Origin of the sequence: Streptomyces sp. NPDC091649 (assembly GCF_044756785.1) — a bacterium.
Lineage (GTDB): Bacteria > Actinomycetota > Actinomycetes > Streptomycetales > Streptomycetaceae > Streptomyces.
This window is the reverse complement of sequence record NZ_JBIVTR010000016.1, coordinates 146579-166433: the sequence shown is the minus strand read 5'-3', so window position 1 is coordinate 166433 and position 19855 is coordinate 146579. Positions and strand designations below refer to the sequence as shown.

The 19855-nt window shown below is 68.6% G+C and carries 24 protein-coding genes and 4 pseudogenes; 11 read left to right on the top strand and 17 right to left on the bottom strand.

The features are described from left to right. Positions 1-34: 34 nt before the first annotated feature. The 4 genes and pseudogenes from ACIQMU_RS24780 to ACIQMU_RS24765 all read right to left on the bottom strand — a co-directional run bounded on the left by ACIQMU_RS24780 (position 35) and on the right by ACIQMU_RS24765 (position 1274). Positions 35-466 carry a resolvase gene (locus ACIQMU_RS24780; protein WP_352242031.1) on the bottom strand — a complete coding sequence of 144 codons (432 nt, stop codon included), beginning with the start codon at positions 464-466 and terminating at the stop codon, positions 35-37. A 59-nt stretch (positions 467-525) separates the two neighbouring features. Further along, positions 526-741 (bottom strand): hypothetical protein, encoded by a 216-nt coding sequence (locus ACIQMU_RS24775; protein WP_352242032.1) that lies wholly within the window; start codon positions 739-741, stop codon positions 526-528. A gap of 128 nt (positions 742-869) precedes the next feature. Then, a pseudogene (locus ACIQMU_RS24770) lies at positions 870-971 on the bottom strand (recombinase family protein); the annotation flags it as partial. 51 nt (positions 972-1022) lie between these two features. Then, positions 1023-1274, bottom strand: coding sequence for a hypothetical protein (locus tag ACIQMU_RS24765; RefSeq protein WP_352242033.1), 252 nt, complete (start codon positions 1272-1274; stop codon positions 1023-1025). Between ACIQMU_RS24765 and ACIQMU_RS24760 the strand changes: the two genes are divergently transcribed. From ACIQMU_RS24760 to istB, 3 genes and pseudogenes are all read left to right on the top strand, one after another. Further along, positions 1252-1737: a hypothetical protein gene (locus tag ACIQMU_RS24760; protein WP_402689698.1), complete on the top strand. Its 486-nt coding sequence runs from the start codon at positions 1252-1254 to the stop codon at positions 1735-1737. The genes ACIQMU_RS24765 and ACIQMU_RS24760 overlap by 23 nt on opposite strands. A 336-nt stretch (positions 1738-2073) precedes the next feature. Next, positions 2074-3641: pseudogene (gene istA, locus ACIQMU_RS24755) on the top strand (IS21 family transposase). A gap of 11 nt (positions 3642-3652) precedes the next feature. Next, a pseudogene (istB, locus tag ACIQMU_RS24750) lies at positions 3653-4447 on the top strand (IS21-like element helper ATPase IstB). Between the two features lie 31 nt (positions 4448-4478). Here the strand turns inward: istB and ACIQMU_RS24745 are convergent. Beyond that, the gene (locus tag ACIQMU_RS24745; protein WP_360381938.1) at positions 4479-4898 is read right to left on the bottom strand and encodes a DUF5959 family protein; all 420 of its coding nucleotides are present in this window, start codon (positions 4896-4898) and stop codon (positions 4479-4481) included. A gap of 72 nt (positions 4899-4970) precedes the next feature. Between ACIQMU_RS24745 and ACIQMU_RS24740 the strand changes: the two genes are divergently transcribed. After that, positions 4971-5504: a hypothetical protein gene (locus tag ACIQMU_RS24740; protein ID WP_402689697.1), complete on the top strand. Its 534-nt coding sequence runs from the start codon at positions 4971-4973 to the stop codon at positions 5502-5504. A 131-nt stretch (positions 5505-5635) separates the two neighbouring features. Here ACIQMU_RS24740 and ACIQMU_RS24735 read toward each other — a convergent pair. The 4 genes and pseudogenes from ACIQMU_RS24735 to ACIQMU_RS24720 all read right to left on the bottom strand — a co-directional run. Then, positions 5636-5780: pseudogene (locus ACIQMU_RS24735) on the bottom strand (protease); the annotation flags it as partial. 408 nt (positions 5781-6188) lie between these two features. Beyond that, complete coding sequence (locus tag ACIQMU_RS24730) at positions 6189-7034, bottom strand: SDR family oxidoreductase (RefSeq protein ID WP_402689696.1); 846 nt, start codon at positions 7032-7034, stop codon at positions 6189-6191. A gap of 108 nt (positions 7035-7142) precedes the next feature. After that, positions 7143-7553, bottom strand: coding sequence for a heme-binding protein (locus ACIQMU_RS24725; protein ID WP_352242037.1), 411 nt, complete (start codon positions 7551-7553; stop codon positions 7143-7145). A gap of 174 nt (positions 7554-7727) precedes the next feature. Continuing rightward, complete coding sequence (locus ACIQMU_RS24720) at positions 7728-8702, bottom strand: site-specific integrase (RefSeq protein WP_352242038.1); 975 nt, start codon at positions 8700-8702, stop codon at positions 7728-7730. Positions 8703-9195: 493 nt separating this feature from the next. Between ACIQMU_RS24720 and ACIQMU_RS24715 the strand changes: the two genes are divergently transcribed. Continuing rightward, positions 9196-9876 (top strand): hypothetical protein, encoded by a 681-nt coding sequence (locus tag ACIQMU_RS24715; RefSeq protein ID WP_402689695.1) that lies wholly within the window; start codon positions 9196-9198, stop codon positions 9874-9876. A 315-nt stretch (positions 9877-10191) separates the two neighbouring features. Here ACIQMU_RS24715 and ACIQMU_RS24710 read toward each other — a convergent pair whose 3' ends face one another. Then, entirely contained in the window at positions 10192-11142 is a 951-nt protein-coding gene (locus tag ACIQMU_RS24710; protein ID WP_402689704.1) for an alpha/beta fold hydrolase, read from the bottom strand. A 118-nt stretch (positions 11143-11260) separates the two neighbouring features. Here ACIQMU_RS24710 and ACIQMU_RS24705 point away from each other — a divergent pair, with 118 nt between their 5' ends. Continuing rightward, positions 11261-12241 (top strand): WYL domain-containing protein, encoded by a 981-nt coding sequence (locus tag ACIQMU_RS24705; protein WP_352242040.1) that lies wholly within the window; start codon positions 11261-11263, stop codon positions 12239-12241. A 72-nt stretch (positions 12242-12313) separates the two neighbouring features. Here the strand turns inward: ACIQMU_RS24705 and ACIQMU_RS24700 are convergent, their stop codons facing one another. Continuing rightward, on the bottom strand, positions 12314-12928 hold the full coding sequence (locus ACIQMU_RS24700; protein WP_402689694.1) for a YdeI family protein: 615 nt from the start codon (positions 12926-12928) through the stop codon (positions 12314-12316). Positions 12929-12993: 65 nt separating this feature from the next. On the opposite strand from ACIQMU_RS24700, the gene ACIQMU_RS24695 reads away from it, so the two are divergent. Beyond that, positions 12994-13269, top strand: coding sequence for a hypothetical protein (locus tag ACIQMU_RS24695; RefSeq protein ID WP_402689693.1), 276 nt, complete (start codon positions 12994-12996; stop codon positions 13267-13269). A gap of 180 nt (positions 13270-13449) precedes the next feature. Here the strand turns inward: ACIQMU_RS24695 and ACIQMU_RS24690 are convergent, their stop codons facing one another. The 4 genes from ACIQMU_RS24690 to ACIQMU_RS24675 all read right to left on the bottom strand — a co-directional run bounded on the left by ACIQMU_RS24690 (position 13450) and on the right by ACIQMU_RS24675 (position 14999). Then, complete coding sequence (locus ACIQMU_RS24690) at positions 13450-13617, bottom strand: hypothetical protein (RefSeq protein WP_352242042.1); 168 nt, start codon at positions 13615-13617, stop codon at positions 13450-13452. 120 nt (positions 13618-13737) lie between these two features. Continuing rightward, positions 13738-14124 (bottom strand): hypothetical protein, encoded by a 387-nt coding sequence (locus tag ACIQMU_RS24685; protein ID WP_402689692.1) that lies wholly within the window; start codon positions 14122-14124, stop codon positions 13738-13740. Positions 14125-14144: 20 nt separating this feature from the next. Beyond that, on the bottom strand, positions 14145-14777 hold the full coding sequence (locus tag ACIQMU_RS24680) for a hypothetical protein (RefSeq protein ID WP_402689691.1): 633 nt from the start codon (positions 14775-14777) through the stop codon (positions 14145-14147). 9 nt (positions 14778-14786) lie between these two features. Further along, positions 14787-14999 (bottom strand): hypothetical protein, encoded by a 213-nt coding sequence (locus ACIQMU_RS24675; RefSeq protein WP_402689690.1) that lies wholly within the window; start codon positions 14997-14999, stop codon positions 14787-14789. 851 nt (positions 15000-15850) lie between these two features. On the opposite strand from ACIQMU_RS24675, the gene ACIQMU_RS24670 reads away from it, so the two are divergent. Beyond that, the gene (locus ACIQMU_RS24670; RefSeq protein WP_352242046.1) at positions 15851-16423 is read left to right on the top strand and encodes a peptidoglycan-binding domain-containing protein; all 573 of its coding nucleotides are present in this window, start codon (positions 15851-15853) and stop codon (positions 16421-16423) included. 134 nt (positions 16424-16557) lie between these two features. Here ACIQMU_RS24670 and ACIQMU_RS24665 read toward each other — a convergent pair whose 3' ends face one another. Both ACIQMU_RS24665 and ACIQMU_RS24660 read right to left on the bottom strand, forming a co-directional pair. Next, positions 16558-17214 (bottom strand): ScbR family autoregulator-binding transcription factor, encoded by a 657-nt coding sequence (locus ACIQMU_RS24665; RefSeq protein WP_352242156.1) that lies wholly within the window; start codon positions 17212-17214, stop codon positions 16558-16560. Between the two features lie 232 nt (positions 17215-17446). Further along, the gene (locus ACIQMU_RS24660) at positions 17447-17638 is read right to left on the bottom strand and encodes a hypothetical protein (protein ID WP_352242047.1); all 192 of its coding nucleotides are present in this window, start codon (positions 17636-17638) and stop codon (positions 17447-17449) included. Positions 17639-17917: 279 nt separating this feature from the next. Between ACIQMU_RS24660 and ACIQMU_RS24655 the strand changes: the two genes are divergently transcribed. From ACIQMU_RS24655 to ACIQMU_RS24645, 3 genes are all read left to right on the top strand, one after another. Further along, positions 17918-18358 carry a hypothetical protein gene (locus ACIQMU_RS24655; RefSeq protein ID WP_352242048.1) on the top strand — a complete coding sequence of 147 codons (441 nt, stop codon included), beginning with the start codon at positions 17918-17920 and terminating at the stop codon, positions 18356-18358. 203 nt (positions 18359-18561) lie between these two features. Continuing rightward, complete coding sequence (locus ACIQMU_RS24650; protein WP_352242049.1) at positions 18562-18762, top strand: hypothetical protein; 201 nt, start codon at positions 18562-18564, stop codon at positions 18760-18762. Between the two features lie 416 nt (positions 18763-19178). Beyond that, a complete protein-coding gene (locus ACIQMU_RS24645) occupies positions 19179-19850 on the top strand; it encodes a lytic polysaccharide monooxygenase (protein ID WP_402689689.1) in 672 nt (223 codons plus the stop codon). Positions 19851-19855 lie beyond the last annotated feature (5 nt).

Below are 19855 nucleotides of genomic sequence, written 5' to 3'. Positions count from 1 at the left end.
TCGGTACAGCCGTTGGCGCTGAGAACGATCATGGTCACGGCGCGAGTGCGCTGACCCTGTTTCCGTACTCGCGGCGGGCCTTGCGCTGGGCCGGGACCGCAGAGACGCCCTGGGCGCCGTCGAGCGGCTGGCAGCGGGCGAGGAGCTGACGGTGCACGGCAGGAACGGCGCTGACGCGCAGGGTGTAGCCCTGGCCGCGCCGTACGGTCACCCCCTGGTCGAGTGAGGCCCGCTCGGCGGGCTCCAGCTCGGCGGTGCGCAGGAAGTCGGCGACCTCGCCCGGCATATCGAGGGTGACCAGCAGCTCAGGGGCGGCGGCCTCCTCAGTGGCGGTGTGGTCAGGCAGGAGGTCGGCGACGGCCGTGCGGATCGCGCCGCGGTTGACTCCGTGTTCGCGGGCGAGGGCGGCGATGGAGCGGCCCTCCAGGCACGCGGTGCGAACGGTGTCGGTCTTCGTGGTCGCCACGGCGGGGCGGCGTCCGCCCTTGCTGCCCTTGGCCTCGGCGGCGCGCAGTCCGTCGTAGGTCAGCTCGCGCGGAGGTCGCGTTGGAGTTCGCCGGCGGCGGCGAGGGTCTGCACCATGAACTTCACGGTGGAGAGCAGTTCGCCGGTGCGCGGGTGGCGGGCGGTGAGGTCCATCGCGGAGAACGCGCCGTCGTGGATACGCAGGGCGACCTGGTCGCGGTGGAGGACGTCGAGCACGTCGAGGATGTGGCCCGTGCCGCGGACGAGACGGAACACCTCGGAGATGTGGACGGTGTCGCCCGGCCGTGCGTACGTGAGTAGCCCGGCCGTGCGTACGTGAGTAGTTCGCGGAACATCGGGCGCTGGAGCGGGTGGAGGCGGCTGGAGGCCCCCGGGTCCTCCTCCAAGGCGACCGGGTCCTTAATCCCGGCCTCGTCCAGGACGAGGTTCTGCCGGGCGGTGGACTGCTGGTCGGTCGAGACCCGCTTGTAGACCAAGTCCGCCACTCGGGGCTCCTTCCGTACGGAGGATCGGACCTTATCTGTCGTCAAACCCTGTCAGAAATCACCATCGGATGCCAAGGAACAGGGACGCTCGGCGAGGTCGCCGCGATCGAGGCCAGCCTCGCCGCCGCCGAGCAGAAGCTCGCCGCCCTGCGCGACCTCGCCGCCCGGCACACCACCGTCCATCTGGGCATGCCTGATCTCCGTGGCGCCGTCGCGCGCATCGAATCCGAGCAGCGAAACGCAGATGCGAAGCAGCAGCCCTGCGCAGTACAACGAGGGGATGACCGTCTTCCTCTGTTCCAAGTGCGGCACCGCGATCACGCCGGAGCTCACCGCGCTCGCCGCCGTCCCTGACGTCTCCGACGACGAGCGCGACCGGGACAAGGAGACACGCCGGGCACCGGCCACTGTTCCGCTGGGCCACTACGCGATCGATCCCGAGCCCTGGGGACCTCCCTACGTCGTGCAGGACGATCAGGAGGACCCGAAGCCAGCTCAGTCGCGCGGACCTGTGGTCTGCCGTGAAGAAGGCTTCGTCATCTCGGCCGGCAGCCGACACACAGTGCTGGTGCACCCTGATGACGCCGCCGGCCTTCAGCCACTGCCCAACTGGGAGAACAGCAGTGGGTGCTGCGGACCGACAGGCGACGAGGAACTCAACCGGGCCTGCCCCTGCGGCGCTCCGGTCGCGACCCTCGTGGCCGACTGTTTCGGGCCCTTCGAACTGCACCTCGACCCTGTCCGGACATGCGCCTTCTCCCAGTAGGACGCGGAACGCTCCGGGCCTGCCCGAAGCCGTTGGACAGCCCATCACCGCAGATGACAGGCTCCGCCTCATGGAGCTACTCGACGTCCTGGCGGAACTCGCCCGGTCGGGACCCCTCGGGCCGGTTGAGTGGCTCTGTAGGTGAGTTTCAGGAACGTCTGATGCTCAGCGGCGGGAACACCCGGTTCCACGGGAGAGTGATGTCGCTGAGTTCTGGAAACACCTCGGTGCTTGCTTCGGGACCATGGTTGTGCTCTGCACGACGAGGGGGCCCGGGTGTTGCCGAAGTCCAAGGTCGATCTGTACGCGGCGATCCGCCGTGACGCCAGGACAGGCATGGCGACGCGCGCGCTCATGCGGAAGTACGGCGTCGGCTACGAGACCGTGCAGCGGGCTCTGGTGTCGGCCCTGCCGGAGCCGCGCAAGAAGATGAGGCCGCGCGCGACGCGCCTGGATCCCTACAAGCCGGTGATCGACGCGATCCTGAAGGCGGACTTGACCGCGCCGCGGAAGCAGCGGCACACGGTCAAGCGGATCTACGACCGGCTTCTCGACGAGCACGACGCCGTCGACATCTCCTACCAAATGGTCCGTACCTACGACGCCGAATGCCGTGGGGAAATCCGTCTCCAGGCCGGCAAGGGGTGGTTGACGCGTTCGTCCCGCAGACCCACCGGCCCGGAGCCGAGGCCGAGGTCGACTTCGGAGACGTCACCATCAAGTTGGCCGGCAAGCTGGTGACCTGCTACCTGTTTGCCTTCCGGCTGTCGTACTCGGGCAAGGCCGTCCACCGCATCTTCGCCTCGGCAGGGCAGGAGGCGTTCTTCGAAGGCCACGTCCACGCTCTCAACGTGCTGGGCGGAGTGCCGACCGGGAAGGTCCGCTACGACAACCTTAGAGCCGCCGTCGCCCAGGTGCTGGGCCTCTCACGCGGCCGCATCGAAGCCGAACGCTGGACTGCCTTCCGCTCCCACTACGGCCTGGATGCGCTCTACTGCCAGCCCGGCATCCGCGGCGCCCATGAGAAGGGCGGAGTCGAGGGCCAGATCGGCTGGTTCCGCCGCAACCACCTGGCCCCCGTCCCCGAAGTGGCCACCCTCGCCGAACTCAACGAGATGATCGACCGGTGGAACCAGCAGGACGACGCCCGCCGGATCCGCTCCCGCCCTCGCACGATCGGTGAGTACTTCGCGGCCGAGCAGCCGCTCTTGGCGCCGCTGCCGGAAGAACCGTTCGAGACAGACAGGCTGTCGACACCACGAGTCGACCGCTACAGCCAGATCTGCGTCCGGATGAACCGCTACTCGGTCCCGGTCCGGCTGATCGGGCGCACTGTCCGCGTCATGCTCCACGCCTCCGAGCTGGTGGTCTACGACGGCCGCGAGGAGGTTGCCCGGCACGAGCGGCTTATCGCCCGCAACGACTCCCGCCTCGATCTCGACCACTACCTGGAAGCCCTGATCCGCAAGCCCGGCGCCTTGCCCGGTGCCACAGCCCTCGATCAGGCCAGGGCTGCCGGCCGGTTCACGCCGATCCACGACGCCTGGTGGGCAGCCGCGGTCAAAGCACACGGCGAACGCGAGGGCACCCGGGCCCTGATCGAGGTCCTCCTGCTCAGCCGCCATCTGCCGCACGAGCAACTCGTCGCGGGGCTCGCAGCGGCCTTGAAGAGCGGTGCCCTGACCGCGGATGCCGTCGCTCTGGAGGCACGCAAGGCGGCAGATGCCGAAAACGATCCCGAGCAGGCTCCGTCGTCGGCCGCGCTCGGCAGTCAGACCGGCATGGCCCAGCTGCCAGCAGCCGTCCGGGCTCATCTGCCGCCGGACAAGCGGCCTCTCCCGTCTGTCGCCCACTACGACCAGCTTCTACGACTCCGCCCACCCGACCGCCCCACCCAGTCATAGAGGAGATCACCGTGTCCCTTCCCTGCCAGCGAGGACTCACCGAGCAGGCCGCCACCACCGGCGTCGACCAGGCATGCCGCATGCTCCGCCTGCCCACCATCCGGTCCCAATTCTCGGATGTGGCCGAGACCGCTGAACGCGAGCAGATGTCCTATCTCGGCTTCCTCGCCGAGCTCCTCCTGGCGGAGTGCGACGACCGGGCCCGCCGCCGCACCGAGCGCCGCATCAAGGCCGCCGGGTTCCCCCGCGACAAGTCTCTGCGCTAGTTCGACTTCGACGCGAACCCCAACATCGACGCAGCAATGATCCACACCCTCGCCAAGTGCGAATGGATCAAGAAGGGCCTGCCCCTCTGCCTCATCGGGGACTCCGGCACCGGCGAGTCGCACCTGCTGATCGCACTGGGCACCGAGGCCGCGATGGCCGGCTACCGGGCCAAGTACGTCCTGGCGACGAAGCTGGTCAACGAGCTGGTCGAGGCCGCCGACGAGAAGCAGCTGACCAAGACCATCGCCCGCTACGGCCGCGTCGACCTGCTCTGCATCGACGAACTCGGCTACATGGAACTCGACCGCCGGGGCGCCGAACTCCTCTTCCAGGTCCTGACCGAACGCGAGGAGAAGAACAGCGTCGCCATCGCCTCCAACGAGTCCTTCTCCGGCTGGACCAAGATATTCACCGACCCCCGCCTCTGCGCGGCCATCGTCGACCGCCCCACCTTCGGCGGCAACATCATCGAAACCGGCACCGACTCCTACCGACTCGCCACCACCCGAGCACGCGCCGAACAACAGGCAGCCGGCTGACAAACACGCCGAGCAGCACCGCACAGGACGGTCAGCCAGAGAACAACCGCCGCACCTTTTCGAGACGCGCACGCTGATCATCGATCCAGCCAGTCGCCGGAAAGAGGGGCACGCTGACCGTCACCTGTGACGACGGACCGTCATGGACCGACACCGCGATCACACCAGGACTCACCGGCTTGATCTTGAACTGCACGGTCCGTCCCGAGTTCAGCCACGACACGAACCGATTCCCCGCAAGCGCCCCCAGAGCCTCTTCCCAGTCATCGAGGTCATCGGACGTCACATAGACAGGGAAGCTGCCCTTAACTGTCTCGGTCTCCACGACGAACTCACAGTCCAAGACATCCCCGCCTGGGGCCGGCCGCGCCAGCACCCGCAGCGAGACAACGTGACCGCTCGTCCCCGGCGGATCGGCCAGATAAATCAGCTCGCCCAGATCGTCTTCCACCACAGCCCCTCCCACCGGCTTCGAACGGAAGCATCATTCCTTAGCCCGCCGACACACATGGCGCCGAGGTGGGTGTTACTGATTCTCACCAACATCCCGCAGCCAGTTGATCACCCACTGCTGCCGAAACTCCACGACAAACGTTCTCCGTTGCCACCTACGAAGCCAGTTGAGAACGGCGCGGCCTGGGACCAGGTCACCGCAGCGCTCGGTGAGCCTTGGGAAGTGGCCATCGGAAAGCGCCGGTCATGGCCACGCCTGTTCGCTTACGACGACCTTGAGCTCAGTGTCTGCCGCTGCCAGAAGGTCACCCTGATCTGCCTCCAGACCTGGCGTGATGTCATCAACCTCCCGGTCGGCCCGGTCGGCCGGGATAGGTTCCCCGGCCAACCCAAGTACGCCGACGTGATCGCTTCCCTCGACCGCGCCGGTTGCGCCTGGCAGCCTTACACACCCCTCACCTTCGACAACCAATGCGCTATCCAGGCGACGTCCTCCGGCGTCATCTTCGTCTTCGAAATCCCGGACGGAGAAGGCCCGATCCTCAACGTCGTGGGACCTCCGCCCCATCAGCACGAGTGCCCGGCGACCCACGCGGCACCGTGAGCGAGACGCCGACGCAGTGTTCACGACGCCCCCGGCGGCCTGCCGGCCGCCTGGGGCGTTTCACACCGCTTCGTCGGCAGCGGGCTTGTCACCTTCGTGCACACCCTTCAAGACGTGAGGGCCTTGCCTCCGATTGGGCGGTCTTCGGCGGCGGCGACTGTGACCTCAGCTCCGCCCGCGCAGCCGCTCGGTCGGGACGATGAGTTCGTCCTGCTCGACACCGTAGTTCGTGACGATCGCCAGGATGCGGCGGCCGCTGAGGGGTTTGTCCGCCATGGTGTCCTACCTTCTTAGTTGTGGGTCTGAGCTGGTCATTCCTAAGATCGGCGGGCCCAGGGGTCCTGGGTTTGGCTGGCATGGTGCCGCCGTCGGATGGCTCGAGAAGCTTGGCCGCCCAGGGCCTCGCGACGACTCGATCGCTAATTGGGAGACGCGACGCGATCGCTCTGTAGGACAACGTCGGCGAGTCGTCTGCTGGGTTTGTGTACGACGAGCGACGGAGGTGGCCGTGCCCGAGATCTGGGCCGGAGCGGGCATCGGCAAGGAGCATCACCACTGCGTGGTGATCGACGCGCCCAGGGCACACGTGGCTGCTGTCGCGGTGGGTGCTGAACGACGGAGAACGCCCTGGAAGGGCTCTGCCGGACTGCAGTGCGGGAACCCGTACGGACCGCGCCCCGGGCGTCAGTCCTCGACCGGTGTGCCCGGACTGATGTCGTACGCCTTCTGCACAAGGGCGGGGCGGCTGCCGTCGTTGAGCTGTCGGTCCCACAGGGCGTCGACCTGGTGGCGGGCCTGCGGCTCCATCTCTTCGGGCAGCAGGTTGCGGTAGCGCCGGTCCTCGCCGAGCAGGACCCGTACCGTGCGCTCGTAGACCGGCTCGGGGTCGTACTGCTCGTGCGGGAAGGCCAGTTCGGCGTAGTCGTAGAGGCGGCCGGCGGGGTCGTCGCGCCATTCCTTCCACGTCTCGAACATGGTGTCGTTGAAGCCGGTCAGGAACGGGCCGGGGTTGATGGTGGCGACCGTGACGCCGAACTCGGCCAGCTCCTGGTCCAACGCGTCGGCGAACGCCTCGACCGCGTGCTTCGATCCGGCGTAGGCACCGGTGAACGGGTCGACGGTGAGACCGGCGACCGAGGACATGAAGACGATGCGCCCACTGCGGCGCGCGGCCATCTGCCGGGCGATGCCCTGGGTGAGCAGGACGGGCCCGAAGACATTGGCCTCGAACTGGCGGCGCAGCCGTTCCTCCGGGATGTCGGCGGTGGCCCCGCCTTCGGAGACACCTGCGTTGTTGAGGAGGATCTCGACGTCCCAGGTCCAGGCGTTCTCGCGGTCGCCGGGGTCGGTGACGTCGAGTTTCTCGACGCGCAGGTCGACCCCCCGCTCCCGGGCCTCTGCCCGGAGCGCGGTGACCTGGGCGATGATCTCCACGCCTGCGATCACCTGGTGCCCGCCGGCCGCGAGCCGCAGCGCGACCTCCTTGCCGAAGCCGCTGCCCGCTCCGGTGATGAGAATCGGTCCCGCCATGATTGTTGAGCCTTCCTGTGCTGGTGTCCGGCCTGTTCCAGACGCCGATCGGCTGCCCTGCCGCTGCCCCTGCCGCTGCCCCTGCCGTCGTATCCGCGGTCGGTTTGTCTACAAGGCTGCGGCTGCGGCCTCTGCCACGGTGGTGTCCTGCTCGCGTGAGCCGCCGCTGACCCCGACCGCGCCCACCACCTCGCCGTCGACCCTGAGCGGCACCCCGCCCGCGAAAACCAGTACCCGGCCCAGCCCGGACAGGGCCATCCCCCAGAACTGCCCACCCGGCTCGGAGTCCCGGGTCAGATCGCCGGTGGCCGAACGGAACAGAACGCTGGTGTGCGCCTTGTCGATGGAATGCTCGATGCTGCCGAGCTGGGCTCCGTCCATCCGCACGTGAGCGACCAGACTGCCGCCCGCGTCAGCGACGGCGATGTTGCTGGGAGAGCCGATACGGTCCGCCTCGGCGATGCCCGCGTCGATGATCCGGCGGGCATCGCTGAGCCCCACAGTGTGTGTGCTGCGCATAAGAGAGACGGTAGATCCTCGAACGTCAGGCCGCTTTTCGGCACGACACCCCGTTCTCCTCGACATTCGAACAGATCCGTAGGGCCGTCGGCGATTCCTTGTCTGACACAACGCCATCCTTGTGGACGAAGCGGCTTCCGGGCCCGGCTCTCTCGTTACGCCCAGACAGGTGACTCAGCGCCGCGCGTCGCCGGGCGCCAGGAGGCTGGTCAGCTCCGAGATCGCCTCGGGAGTCGGCTTGAAGTACCGGCGGACGTTCTCCGGCCTCCTGTGCCGCGACTTCGCCATCAGCATCAGCAGGGAGGCACCTTGCTCGCCGGGACGGGTCAGGGCGGAGCGGCGGTACTCGTGCAGGTCCCAGCCGGTCCCCGGCCCGCGCACGGCGGTGTGCTCGTCCAGCAGCGCGCGGGCCTGTCCGTAGGAGAGGCGAGCCAGGCCGGTGTCCGGGCACACGTCGCGCGGGCTGACCGCCTTCCCCGGGCCGGGTCGGCGGTGGGTGACGAACACCGGGCCGCGGGCCCGGCCGCGCAGCAGGCGGGGCAGGAGCCGGGCGGTGCCGGCGTCCCAGTAGACGGTCTCCGGTACGAAGCCCTCCCGGGCCTGCCCGCGGCGGCGGGCTTTGCTACGGGCACCCTTGGCCTTGACGGGACAGCGGCGTGCGGCGAGGTCCAGGTCCTCGATGTTCACACCGAGAATCTCCTCCGCGCGGGCGGCGGTCTCGTAGAACATCCGCCACAGCGTCTTCTCCCGCAGGTGGACATCGCGGCGGGCGATCAGCCGGTCCACCGCCACCTTGGAGCGGGCCGGGGTCTCGGAGTCCGGCACCGCCAGCCGCTTCGTCCAGGCCGGGACCACCGGACCGTCGTAGCCGTACTCCGCGCACCAGCCCAGCCAGGAGAGCACCGCCGCCCGGCGGGCGTTCCAGGTGTTGACCGCTGCGGTGCCCCACAGCCGTTCCAGGGCCTCGCCGATCTCGCCGTCCGCGACCGACCCCAACGGGCGAGCCTCCCCGACCCGCTCGGCGGTCTTACCAACGCCGACTCCGTAGCTGCGAACCCTGTTCGGATTGCGCAGCGAGTCGAGGAAGGCGCCCACCGCCGCGCGGACGGTCAACGCCTTCCCAGTCGGCAACTGCACGACGGTGGACACCGCTTCCCTCTTGCCACGGATAACAGGGTCTCTTCACGTACAACCCGGCGAACGTCACCGCAGGTGACGCACCAGGCTTCCACAGATAACAGAGCAGTTATCCGTAGGACGGCTTCAGACCGGTCCGCCCCGCCGACCCCTCCGTCAGCCGCCCACCAGGGGCGTCGGAGGCTTAACGCCGGTTTTCGCTCCAATGTTCCAACCGCCGCCAATTGCATCGGATGCGAACTCGCGATGGGCGGTGAATCTCCCGGGGAAGCAAGGCAAATCGTGCTGCGGACCTGCGGACTTGAGCGTGGTCTCGGGCAGTGACGATACCCGCGTCGCGGACCTCATCGCGGTCTACGTGGGGGGTTGACCTGGGGCTCTGCCGGCGAGTCGCATAGGATGCGGTTTTCTCGCATCTGATGCGAGTCACGGAGGGTGGTGAATCGGTGGGGTTCAACGGGCCGATACCGGGGGCGGCCGGGCTGCACCTGGTCGACGGGTCGCCTTGCTGCGGCCCGAGGTGCAGGTCTTCACTGCGCTGCTGACTGGGTTCGCCAACCAGCAGCTCGCCCGGAATCTGGCCCGAACGACTGTCGAGGGCCGGGAGAACACGGTCAAGGCGTTCGCGGCCTACGTGAAGACCTATCCCTGGTTCTGGACGCCGGCGATGGTCGACGAGTGGCTCGGGGACCTGCGTTCACTGCGGGACCTGAAGCGCTCCACGATCCGGTCGTACTCGGAGGCCGTGCGGGCGTTCTGCCACTTCATCACCGATCCGCTCTATGAGTGGACGGCCACCTGTGAGGAATGGTTCGGGACCCACCCGGTTCAGGTGGTGCACGAGTGGAACACCGCGGTGCATGTCCAGGGCAACGAGGCGGACGCCAAGAAGCGCGCGTTCACCAAGGCCGAGCTGCACGCCTTCTTCGCGCACTGCGACGACGAGGTCGCTCGCATCCGGGCCTTCGGCCGCAAGGGCTGGCTGCCCGCCTGCCGCGACGCGACGCTGTTCAAGACCGCCTATGCCTTCGGGACGCGGCGCAACGAGACTCGGATGCTCGACGCAGCCGACTTCGGCCGCAACCCGCACGGCGGCGAGTCGGCGAGTACGGCCGCTGCCAGGCCCGGTTCGCAAGGCCAAGAAGGGCTCGCCGCCCGAACGCCGCGGGGTTCTGACTGTCTTTGACTGGACCCCGGACGTTCTGGACGAGTGGTTCACCGAGGCCCGCCCGCTGTTCGGCACCGACAACAGCCGGCGGCCTGGCCCTCCGAGCGGGGCCTGCGGATTGGCTGCCGGCGCCTCAACTCCCGCTTCATCGCCTACCGCAAGGCTCTCGGCCTGGACGACGGGCTCGACTTTCACTCCTTCCGCAGGTCCTACGTAACCCCCCTGATCACCGGTCGGCTGGGCACCCAAAACAACCGGCGAGAGTTGATTTCGCCAGCCCACTTGTCATCGGTGTGATGCGAGAACCCGGCCTTCAGGATGATACGAACCGGATCACAGGACACTAGCCTGCCGTTCCAACCATTCCGAAATCACCTGGTTGGTTTCTTCTGGCATTTCCTCCTGGATCCAGTGACCGCAGTCCAGGCCGACCACTTCCACATTGGGCACGAACTCCGCCAGTCTTTCGAACCTCGGGATCGCGAAGTCCTGGTCGCCGTAGATCATGAGGGCGGGCTGCTTGATGATCGGGTCCGCGTCCGCCAGCTTGTGCCAGTTGCGGTCGAGGTTCCTGTACCAGTTGATGCCGCCCGTGAATCCCGACGTCTCGAACGCGGAGACGTAGACGGCAAGGTCGCTGTCGCTCATGATGGGCTCACCGAGTGGTGTTTCCGCCTTGGCGAGGTTGATAAATGCCATGCCCGGCTCAGGGGGCGCGGGGGGCACGTTCTTCCGGTAGAGGTTGCGGAAGAACTGGGAGGTGTTGGCGTCAAATGCGGCGTCCGCGACGCCCGGCTGCCGGTTGAAGTGGACGAAGTAGAAGTCGCCGCCGAGGAAGGTTTCCATGACCTCGATCCACGGCGTTTCTCCGCGCTCCTGGTAAGGCAGGCTCAGGTTGATCAGCTTGTTCACCCGGTCGGGGTGCAACAGCGTCAGTCCCCAGACGACGAACGCACCCCAGTCATGACCGACGAAGGTGGCGTCCTCGTAGCCATAGTGGTCCAGGAGCGCGACGAGGTCACCCGCCAGGTGTTCGATGTCGTAGTCCGTCACCTCGGTCGGGCGGGATGAGTTGCCATAACCCCGCTGGTTCGGTGCGATGACGTGGTAGCCGGCCGCTGCGAGGACGGGCATCAGGTGACGCCAGGAGAAGGCGTGCTCCGGCCAGCCGTGGCAGAGCACGATGGGCTTGCCCTTGTTTTCCCGGCCTGCCTCGAAGACTTCGAGCTCCACACCGTTGACCTGGATGAGGGTGGGCTCGGGAAATTCTGCTTGGTTGGACAACTGCATTTCCTCTCTGGGGGCGTTCGCTGGCGACATGACCTCCTCGATGAGGTCGTGTCGCCAGCTTGCTATCCAAACTGGTCACCTCATGACCGGTTTTTATGAAAGTTTTGTCTGTATGCGATCCGATCGGCTGGTGGCCGTACTCCTCTTGCTGCAACGGCGCGAGCAGGTGACAGCCGCAGAGGTCTCCCGAGAGCTGGACGTCTCCGAGCGCACCGCCCGCCGTGACCTCGACGCCCTGGCCATGGCCGGGGTGCCCGTGTACTCCGTGCAGGGCCGAGGCGGCGGCTGGCGCCTCGTGGGCGGCGCTCGTACCGACCTGTCCGGGTTGACCGCCAGTGAGGCCCGCGCCCTGTTCCTGGCTGTCGGTCCGGCCTCGGATGCGACGCCGGCGATGAAAGCAGCTCTGCGCAAGCTCGTCCATGCTCTACCGAAGCCCTTCCAGGTGCAGGCCGAGGCAGCGGCGGCGTCGCTGGTCGTAGACCCGCAGCGATGGGGGGCGAGCCGGATCGAGCACCGGCCGCCTCGCTTCCTCGACGAACTCCAGGACGCGGTGATCAGCGGCGTCCAGGTGTCGCTCGGCTACGTCGACAGCAAAGGCGTCGAGACCCGGAGAACCGTCCACCCGCTGGGCATCGTCGCCAAAGGTCCTGTGTGGTATCTCGTCTCCAACACCGAGACCGGCCGACGGATCTTCCGGATCGACCGGGTGTCGTCCGCCGACCCGACCGGCGACCCTGTGCACCGCCCCGGGGACTTCGAGCTTGCCGAGAGCTGGAATGAGATCGCCGAAGAGGTCGATCGCAAACGAACGCCGCTGGAGGTCCAGGCGGTATGCACACCCGACGGGATAGGCATACTCCGGATGGCTCTCGGCGACCGGCTCGACGTGGGAGGTTCCACGACCGATGGCCGCATCGAGGTCGTGATCCGCGGCCCCAACGAGTACATCCTCGCCGGCGAGCTCTCCGGGCTGGTCGAATGGGTCGAGGTGACCGGACCTCCGGGGATCCGAGACCACCTGGCCTCGATCGGCAACGCCCTCGTCGAACGATACGGCCAGCCGCGCACCAGCGGAGACCTCCACCCGTCTTGAAGCGGACGAGACAGGGCTTCGAGAACAGTTCCGCTCAATAGGCTGGGTTTGTCCGTTCCGGCAGGAGCCCGGTCACGACGCCGGCGGGTCCGCTGGCATGGCTCTCTGCGGGTGGACCGTCTCGTGCCGGACCAGCATCGCCACGCACTCGGCGATCTTCCGGGTGCGCGTCTCGGCCCGCTTGACGGCATTGACCCGGCTGATGAGGGCGAAGCGGTTGGTCTTGGTGAGTACCTCGAACATCGCCTGCGCCGCTGGGTCGGCGTCGATCGCGACGCGCAGGTCGGCCGGCACCTCCGCTTCCGATGACGGCGCATAGGCAGCCGTCCACCGCCCGTCGGCCTTCGCGGCGTCGACCGCGGCGCGGCCGGCGGGCTGCATCAGGCCGGCCGCCTCCAACCGGGCCACGTTGGCGACGTTGCGCTGGGACCAGACGCTGCGGGGCCGGCGCGGGGTGAACCGCCGCCAGGAGCTCTCCTCGTCGCGCTTGCGGGCCTGCCCGTCGATCCAGCCGAAGCACAGTGCCTCGTCGACCGCCTGCTGCCAGGTCAGCGTGGTAACGGTGCCGCCCTTCCTGGTCAGGGCGAGCCACACGCCAGGAGAGGCGGTGTGGTTGTCCAGCAGCCACGCGCGCAGCGCCGCGCCGTCGGCAACGATCAACTCATCCAGCTCGGTTCCGGTCACCACCGCAGGTTAGTGCCGCAACCAGGTGTCGCGACCTGTCGGGGTGACTCGTTGAGCCCGCGGCGTCGATGTCGGCCTGGCTCGCCCTCGCCGACGCCACCGTGGAGAACGGCTCCCGCTCCGGTCAGCTCAACGACCTCGGCGTCCCCACAGCCGCCGCCCCGACCGGAGCGCAGTGGGTCCTGGAGACGCCCGCCCCGTCGTCGTCGACGCCCTCGGCTACCACGACGTCATCGCGACCCGCCTCGCATCCGAGGTCGGAGAAGACTGGAGTCGCTACGCCGACGATCACGTACGGTCACCAGCAGGCTGGGCCCCAGGCGGAACTGGCGACAGTTGAATAGGCGATCCCACCAGTATCAACCCCCGTTTCCCCACCGTTCCACTGGAGGTAACCCGAGATGAGGCGTCGGCCCCTCGTCCACCGATGCCGTGCCACGCGCCCAGGGCGAGGAGCTGTTCGCGGTCGCGCTCGTCGTGCCGGTCGGTGGTGTACGCGGCCAGAACCCGCCGTCGGATCCCGCTCACCGGCCCCGGCGCTCGCGCGGGGCGGGAAGGGCGGGCACGTATGCGTCCTGCGGCGGATCGTCCGTCTCCGCCTCGGGGCGGTGGATGCCGAACGGGCCCGGGGCGACATGGGGAACGCCGAGAACGGGGGCGCCCTTGGTGCGGTACTGCGGGTGGTGGATCACAGGCGTTCTTCCAGGTCATCAGAAGTCGGCCGGGGTTCTCGGTCACCGTAGCGGGCACCGGCGGAGAGGGCCGGAACCGGGCCGGGTTCGTCACATCCTGTCCCCGGTCGGAGCGTGAGGTCAGCGGCGGGTGCTGAGGAAAGCGCGGGCGCGTTCGTCGAGTTCGGCGGCGCATCGCAGTCCGCGGGCGCGGAAACGGGACAGGTCGCGGCGCATGGCGCCCACGGCCTGGCGGGTCCGCTTCGACTGCACTCCGTCCATGTGGTCGATCGCCCGCCCCCAGGTGGCGCACGCCTCCTCAACGCTGCCCTCGGCAGCCTGTGTCTCGGCCTGCGCGACCAGGTCCAGGGCGACGATCCGCGCGTAGGTGCCCGGAGGCCGGCTCGTCGCTGCCGCCCCGTACATCGCCGCGGCCCGCCGCCGGTCGCCGAACGTCTCATAGACCTTCGCCGTCCGGCTGTGAACGGTGGCGGCGGGCGGCCCCCACGACAGGGCCCAGAACGGCACGTCGTCGCCCTTCGCCGAGCTCAGGGCGCTGCGGGGGCGCGCTCGGCCTCCCGGACGGCTTCCTGCCGCTGGCCTGCTTTGGCGAGGGCGTGCGCGTGGGTGACGGCGAACAGCGCCTCGGTCTGGGTGTCGACCCGCCCGTGGACCTTGTCGACGGCGGAGGCGGCCAGGGTCAGGCAGTGCTCGGGCCGGTGCGGCTTCATGCCCTGCTGCGACATGGTCCTCATGACGAACGCGTCGTGCCCGGTGATCCGCGATTCGCGGGCCAGGGCGTACGACTGGAGGTAATACCTCTGCGCGAGGCCCTGTTCACCGCCGTCGTAGGCCCGCCAACCAACCTGGTGAACACCGACGGCGGCGGACAGCATGTGCCGGTGGTCGTCCTCGGAGCTGAAGCGGCTCCGGCACAGGGCCGCGACGTCCGACATGAGGTACTGCACCAGTGCACTACGGCCGTGCTGGCCGCCGTGGCGTTCGTCCATCACCGCGAACATCGCGACCATGTCGCGCACTGCGGCAACGTCCGCGTGGCCGACGACGGCACCGGTGCGGGCCTTGGCGGCGCGGGAGGCGATGTCGGTGACGTGTTCCAGTGGCAGCACGGCGGCGGCCACCGAGTACGCGGCACCGGACAGGAAGTGTCGGCGGACCAAGTCACCCCTTTAGATCGGCATCAGGGCCTCCAGCGGGTCGTCGCCGAGGGACAGTCCGATGCTGTCGTTCTCCCAGCCTGCCGGGACCGGCAGGCCCAGATTTTCCGGGGTCAAGGGCCGACCGAGACGGCGGGAGAGAGCGATCGTCAGGTAGCGGCCGGTCTGCCCCGCCGGCATGGTGCCGGCGATCCAGTGGTCCACCGCCGACGACACCCAGTACAAGAACGCCTGACCCTGGAGTCCGCCGGGCCGGAGGGGGTGTACGCCGCTCCGTCCGGCCCGGCCCAAGGGGCGCCACGCCCGCCATACCTGTGCTCGGGCACATACGGGCGGGCCCGGCGCTCTTTTCGGTTCCTGACCAGGCGTGACGACGGGTGAAGGAGACGGCGGCGATGCGGTGGAGCGCGGGACGGTACGGAAGTACAGAAGAGGCCAGACGGCCCCGGGAGGGGCACCCGGTGCCCGGCGTCGAGGCGGCCTGGACGGCGGGCCGGCCCACGGACCGGGCGCGGGCGGTGGGCGAGGGGCCGGTGTCGCTGGCCGTGATCGGGGACTGCGGGGCCGACGACGACCAGATCGCCGTGCGGCTGCCCGCGGTGCGGGCCGGGCGGTGGCGGGAACTGAACCGGTGGCCCGGCGCCTATCTGGTCATCGCCGGAACAGCCCGCGTGGGGGCGCTAACTGGGATCTGGAGGCATCAGCGGGGTCGTCAGCGAAGCCGTACATCGAACGCTGTTCGTCGTGAAGGTCCAGCAGAAGCTGGTGGACTCCCGGGTTGTCGTACGGGGCGGGAGCCATCGTCCACGCGGACTGGAAACCTGGACGAGCAGCAAGTGTCATGGACCTGATGATGCCCGGGCGGCGGTGCCCAGAACATCGCTCGAACGGTGCTCGAGACAGCCGCTCGCTTGTGGGGCGAACAACCGGCACAGTCAGTGACCGGATCCCGCTACTGTGCTCGTCGTGCGGGGCCGCATAATGCACACTCGATCACGGGGGTTTGCATGGTGTTCCGGCGAATGAGAGTCGCGCACACAGTAAGCACACTCGAAGAGTCTCAACCAGGGAGATCCATGTCTTCATCCCGCTCCATCCACCGCGTGCTGAGGAGAGCGGCTGCCCCGGCCGTAGGCGCGGCGTTGGCTTTGACCGTCACCGTCACCACCGCCACACCGGCTGCGGCCAGCGGTTCCTACAGCGGCAGGGCGTACGTACACGGCGGTGGCACGGTGAACAACGACTTCGATGACGAGGGCGTCGTCAACGTCGCCACACACCGCTCCTCGAACGTCGCCTGTCTGTGGCAGACAATTCTCTGGGCACACGGCTACCTGCCCTCGTCCGGGATCGATGGCGTCTTCGGCGACCAGACTCATGCCGCGACGAGGAAGTTCCAGGCTGACAAGGGCCTCGTGGTGGACGGGTCCGCCGGTCGGAACAGCTGGACGAAGGCGGGGGACAGGATCTCGCAGCGCGACAACCAGAACGGGTGGCTGTATGTCGTGTATGACGGCGTGAAAGGTTCCAGGAGCGCGTACAGCTCGCACGACTTCGTGTTGCAGCGTTCACCCGACGGGAACTACCGGTTCTACCCGCCGCAGGGGGGCGGCCCCTACTGGGCCTCCTACAACTCCCGCACCTGCTGACCTGGCCCGGCCTGAGGCACGCAAGCCGGTGGCTCGGACCATGAACGACGGCACGGCCGAGGGGCCAGGGGCGGTGGCGGTGGCGGTGGCGGTGGCGGTGGCGGTGGCGGTGGCGGTGGCCTATGGTCCGGGTTTCACTGCCGCCGCGCTGTACCTGCGGGTGGCGCGCTCAGGCGCAGTCGGGTGAGGACGGCCGGGCGGGCGAGGCCGGGCATGATCAGGGCCCACATTGCGCTGACCTGCTGGTGCAGGGCGTCGCGCTCGTCGAGGGCGAGTGCGAGCAGCTGCACGCCGCTGTAGCAGCCGACGAGCGTCCGGGAAGCCTCCTCCGGAGTGACGTGGTCCTGGAGCTCGTCGGCGGCACGGGCGGATTCGAGGAGCGCGGTGACGGCTCCCAGCGGGCTCGCGTAGCTTTCGGCGGTCAGGTAGGGGCCCGGCTCGATGCTGAGGCGCACGGCCGCCCGCAGGACGGGGTCCTCCAGGATGCCGGCGGTGTAGAGGTGGCTGATGTCGATCAGCGCCTGGAGCCAGAACTGCGGGGCGGGACCGGCCGCCGCCTGTTCGGAGATCTTCTGGAAGAACTCGTGCTGGCGGTCCAGGATCGCGTCGCCGAGCTGCTTCTTCCCCTCGAAGTGGTGATACAGGGCGCTGCGGGAGACTCCGGCCTGGCGCAGGATCTCCGGGGTCGACGCACCGGCGTACCCCGCCCGGTCGATCACGACTCCGGCGGCCTCGACGAGCCGCTGGGCCGTCTGCTCGCTGCGGTCTCCGTGGTCCCCGTTCTCCTGCATCTCGGTGATGCCTCCCTCGGTCGTGTCCGACGCTACCCGGGGCCCCGGCAGCGCGCTCCCGCTACGCAGCCCGGTCTCCGGCATCGGCGACTCCAGCCGCTCGTCGGGAAGGGCGTCCACCGCTGCGCCCGAGCGGCGCGTCGGAATAGGGCCAGACGTTATTCCCGCAGAGGGGTGAGGTCCATCCGTGGTGGTCGTAGGCGAGCGGGTCCATCCAGGAGGAGCAGACCCGTCAGCCGTCCTCGTCGACGGTAACCGTGGCCGGAACCTCGGGCAGCGGCCGGTCAACGGGGTCGGTTACCGCCGGGGCGACGCGTCGGCCCGGCGGATGATCCACGACCAGCTCGACCCGGGTCTCGTCGGCTACTTCCAGCGCCGCGTCTGCGGCGACCGCGTTCATCACTGGCTCGGCGAGGACGAGCACGACAGACCTGGTCGATGCTCATCAGCAGCCGCTCGTACAGCAGGGTGAACAGGCGGGTACGCCCTCCGGGGGCGCGAGCGTGCGGCGGGCGGGTTCAGCGCCCCCAGCCCAGTTGGAGCGGTGCGGCTGCTCGGCCCCTCGTGGCCGGGCGACTGGGGGTGACGGGTCTCTGGCCCCCACGCGCACAAGGGTGCTCCGGACGTGACCTTGTCTGCCGATCGGAGGCTCCGCCGTGGTCCTGGTGCACGGGGTGGCGTCCAAGGGGGCTAGGTTGCTCGGATGAGCCTTCTCCATGATGTGGCCGAGCGCGATGGCTGGCGATGCTGGGTGTGCGACGAGCCGGTCGACCCCGACAAGTCGGTGAACGACGCGCAGGGGCCCAGTGTCGACAGCCGGACCGCCGACCGGAAGGCCAAGGTCGCCGAGCGGCTCGCACACCGCGGGTGCAACTCGCGCAAGGGCGCGGTCAAGGTGGTCATCCCCTGGCCGGACGGCCCGTACGTGGCCGAACCCGCGCCGCTGATCGCTGTTGCCTCCCGACTGGAGCGCAAGGGGGGCCGTGAGATGGTCGGTCGTTGTCCGACCCGACAGGATGCGCAAGAAGCGGCGGACTGGTTGGTGGACCGGTTCTCCCGACTGCTGCCGGGGCTGCCGGTGACCGCCGACATCGAGCCGGGCGGCGGCCAGTTCCTCGTCATCCTTGCCGCCGGCCGCCGCTGACCGGGACCGGGATCGGGATCGGGATCGGGACCGACGATTCGAAGTAGCGCCGGCTTGAACCGTCGGTCCACATCGACCGCAACGGATGCTCCCGCGCGTGCGGGCACAGTCCTGTTGTCCGACCGCCATGGGCTACGAGGACGGGGCAGAGGCAATGGCGATATGTGTACCCCGGAGGCTGCGCTCTGAGGCATTATCGCTCCATGGCCAACTACGTTCCGTCACCTGATGAAGTGGCCGCCGCGCAGACCCCTGAGGGCGGCTGGACAAAGAAGCAGCTCGCCGAGTGGGGCGTCCCGTGGCCTCCGCCCCAAGGCTGGCGCCAGAATTTGGAGGCCGAGTGGGAGGGCAAGGGCGTCGGCTCCCCGCGGCGGCAGGAGCCCGACCAGGACGCCCTCTTCTGAGTCGTCGGCTCCCTAGGGTTGTCCCGCAATTCCCGGCGGGACAACCCTAGGGAACGGTGGGCGGCTCCGGCTCGCTGCCGACTTTCCGCACGTACACAAGCGGTCGGCGCTGCGCCATCGCGAGCAGGACTCGGGCACCGAGGTGGCCGACGAGCCCCGTGACCGGGGGCCGCCGGGCCGCGCAGCACCTGAAGCGCCTCGACCCGCTGTCGCCCAGACGCCGCGACCGCCAGGCCCGGCCCGACGCCCGCCCGCCCGCCCGCAGAGCAGCAGTGGATTTGCGCCATGCGGAGTTGAAGTGGCGTGAACGAATATTGCCCGTCCCGCCACGCCACGCGCACTGTGGAACCGCGGGAGCGCTCCCACGCTCCCATCCCCGCCGGGTTCCCCGGCTCCCCCCACCGAAAGAAGAAGCCATGAATTGTCATGCACGCGACACTCGATTGGGGCGCAGCCTGACGCTCGTCCTGAGCACCGTCGCAGCGGTGCTCCTCAGCATGACCGCCTGGAGCGGCACGGCCGTGGCTCACGGATCGGTCGTCGACCCGGCATCACGCGCCTACGACTGCTGGCAGCGCTGGGGCAGCGACTTCCAGAACCCGGCCATGGCACAGCAGGACCCGATGTGCTGGCAGGCGTGGCAGGCCAACCCCAACGCGATGTGGAACTGGAACGGCCTGTACCGCAACGGTTCCGGGGGCGACTTCCAGGCGGTCGTGCCGGACGGACAGCTGTGCAGCGGCGGTCGGACCGAGGGCGGTCGCTACAACGCGCTGGACACCGTGGGCGCGTGGAAGACCACGGACATCGCCGATGACTTCACCGTCGAGCTGTACGACCAGGCCAGCCACGGCGCGGACTACTTCGAGGTCTACGTCAGCCGGCAGGGCTTCGACCCCACCACCCAGGCACTGCGCTGGGGTGACCTCGAACTGGTTGCGGAGACCGGCAGGTACGGGCCCAGCCAGAACTACTCGATCCCCGTGAGCACGTCCGGCTACACCGGGCACCACGTGGTCTACACGATCTGGCAGGCATCGCACATGGACCAGACGTATTTCCTGTGCAGTGATGTGAACTTCGGCTGACCTAG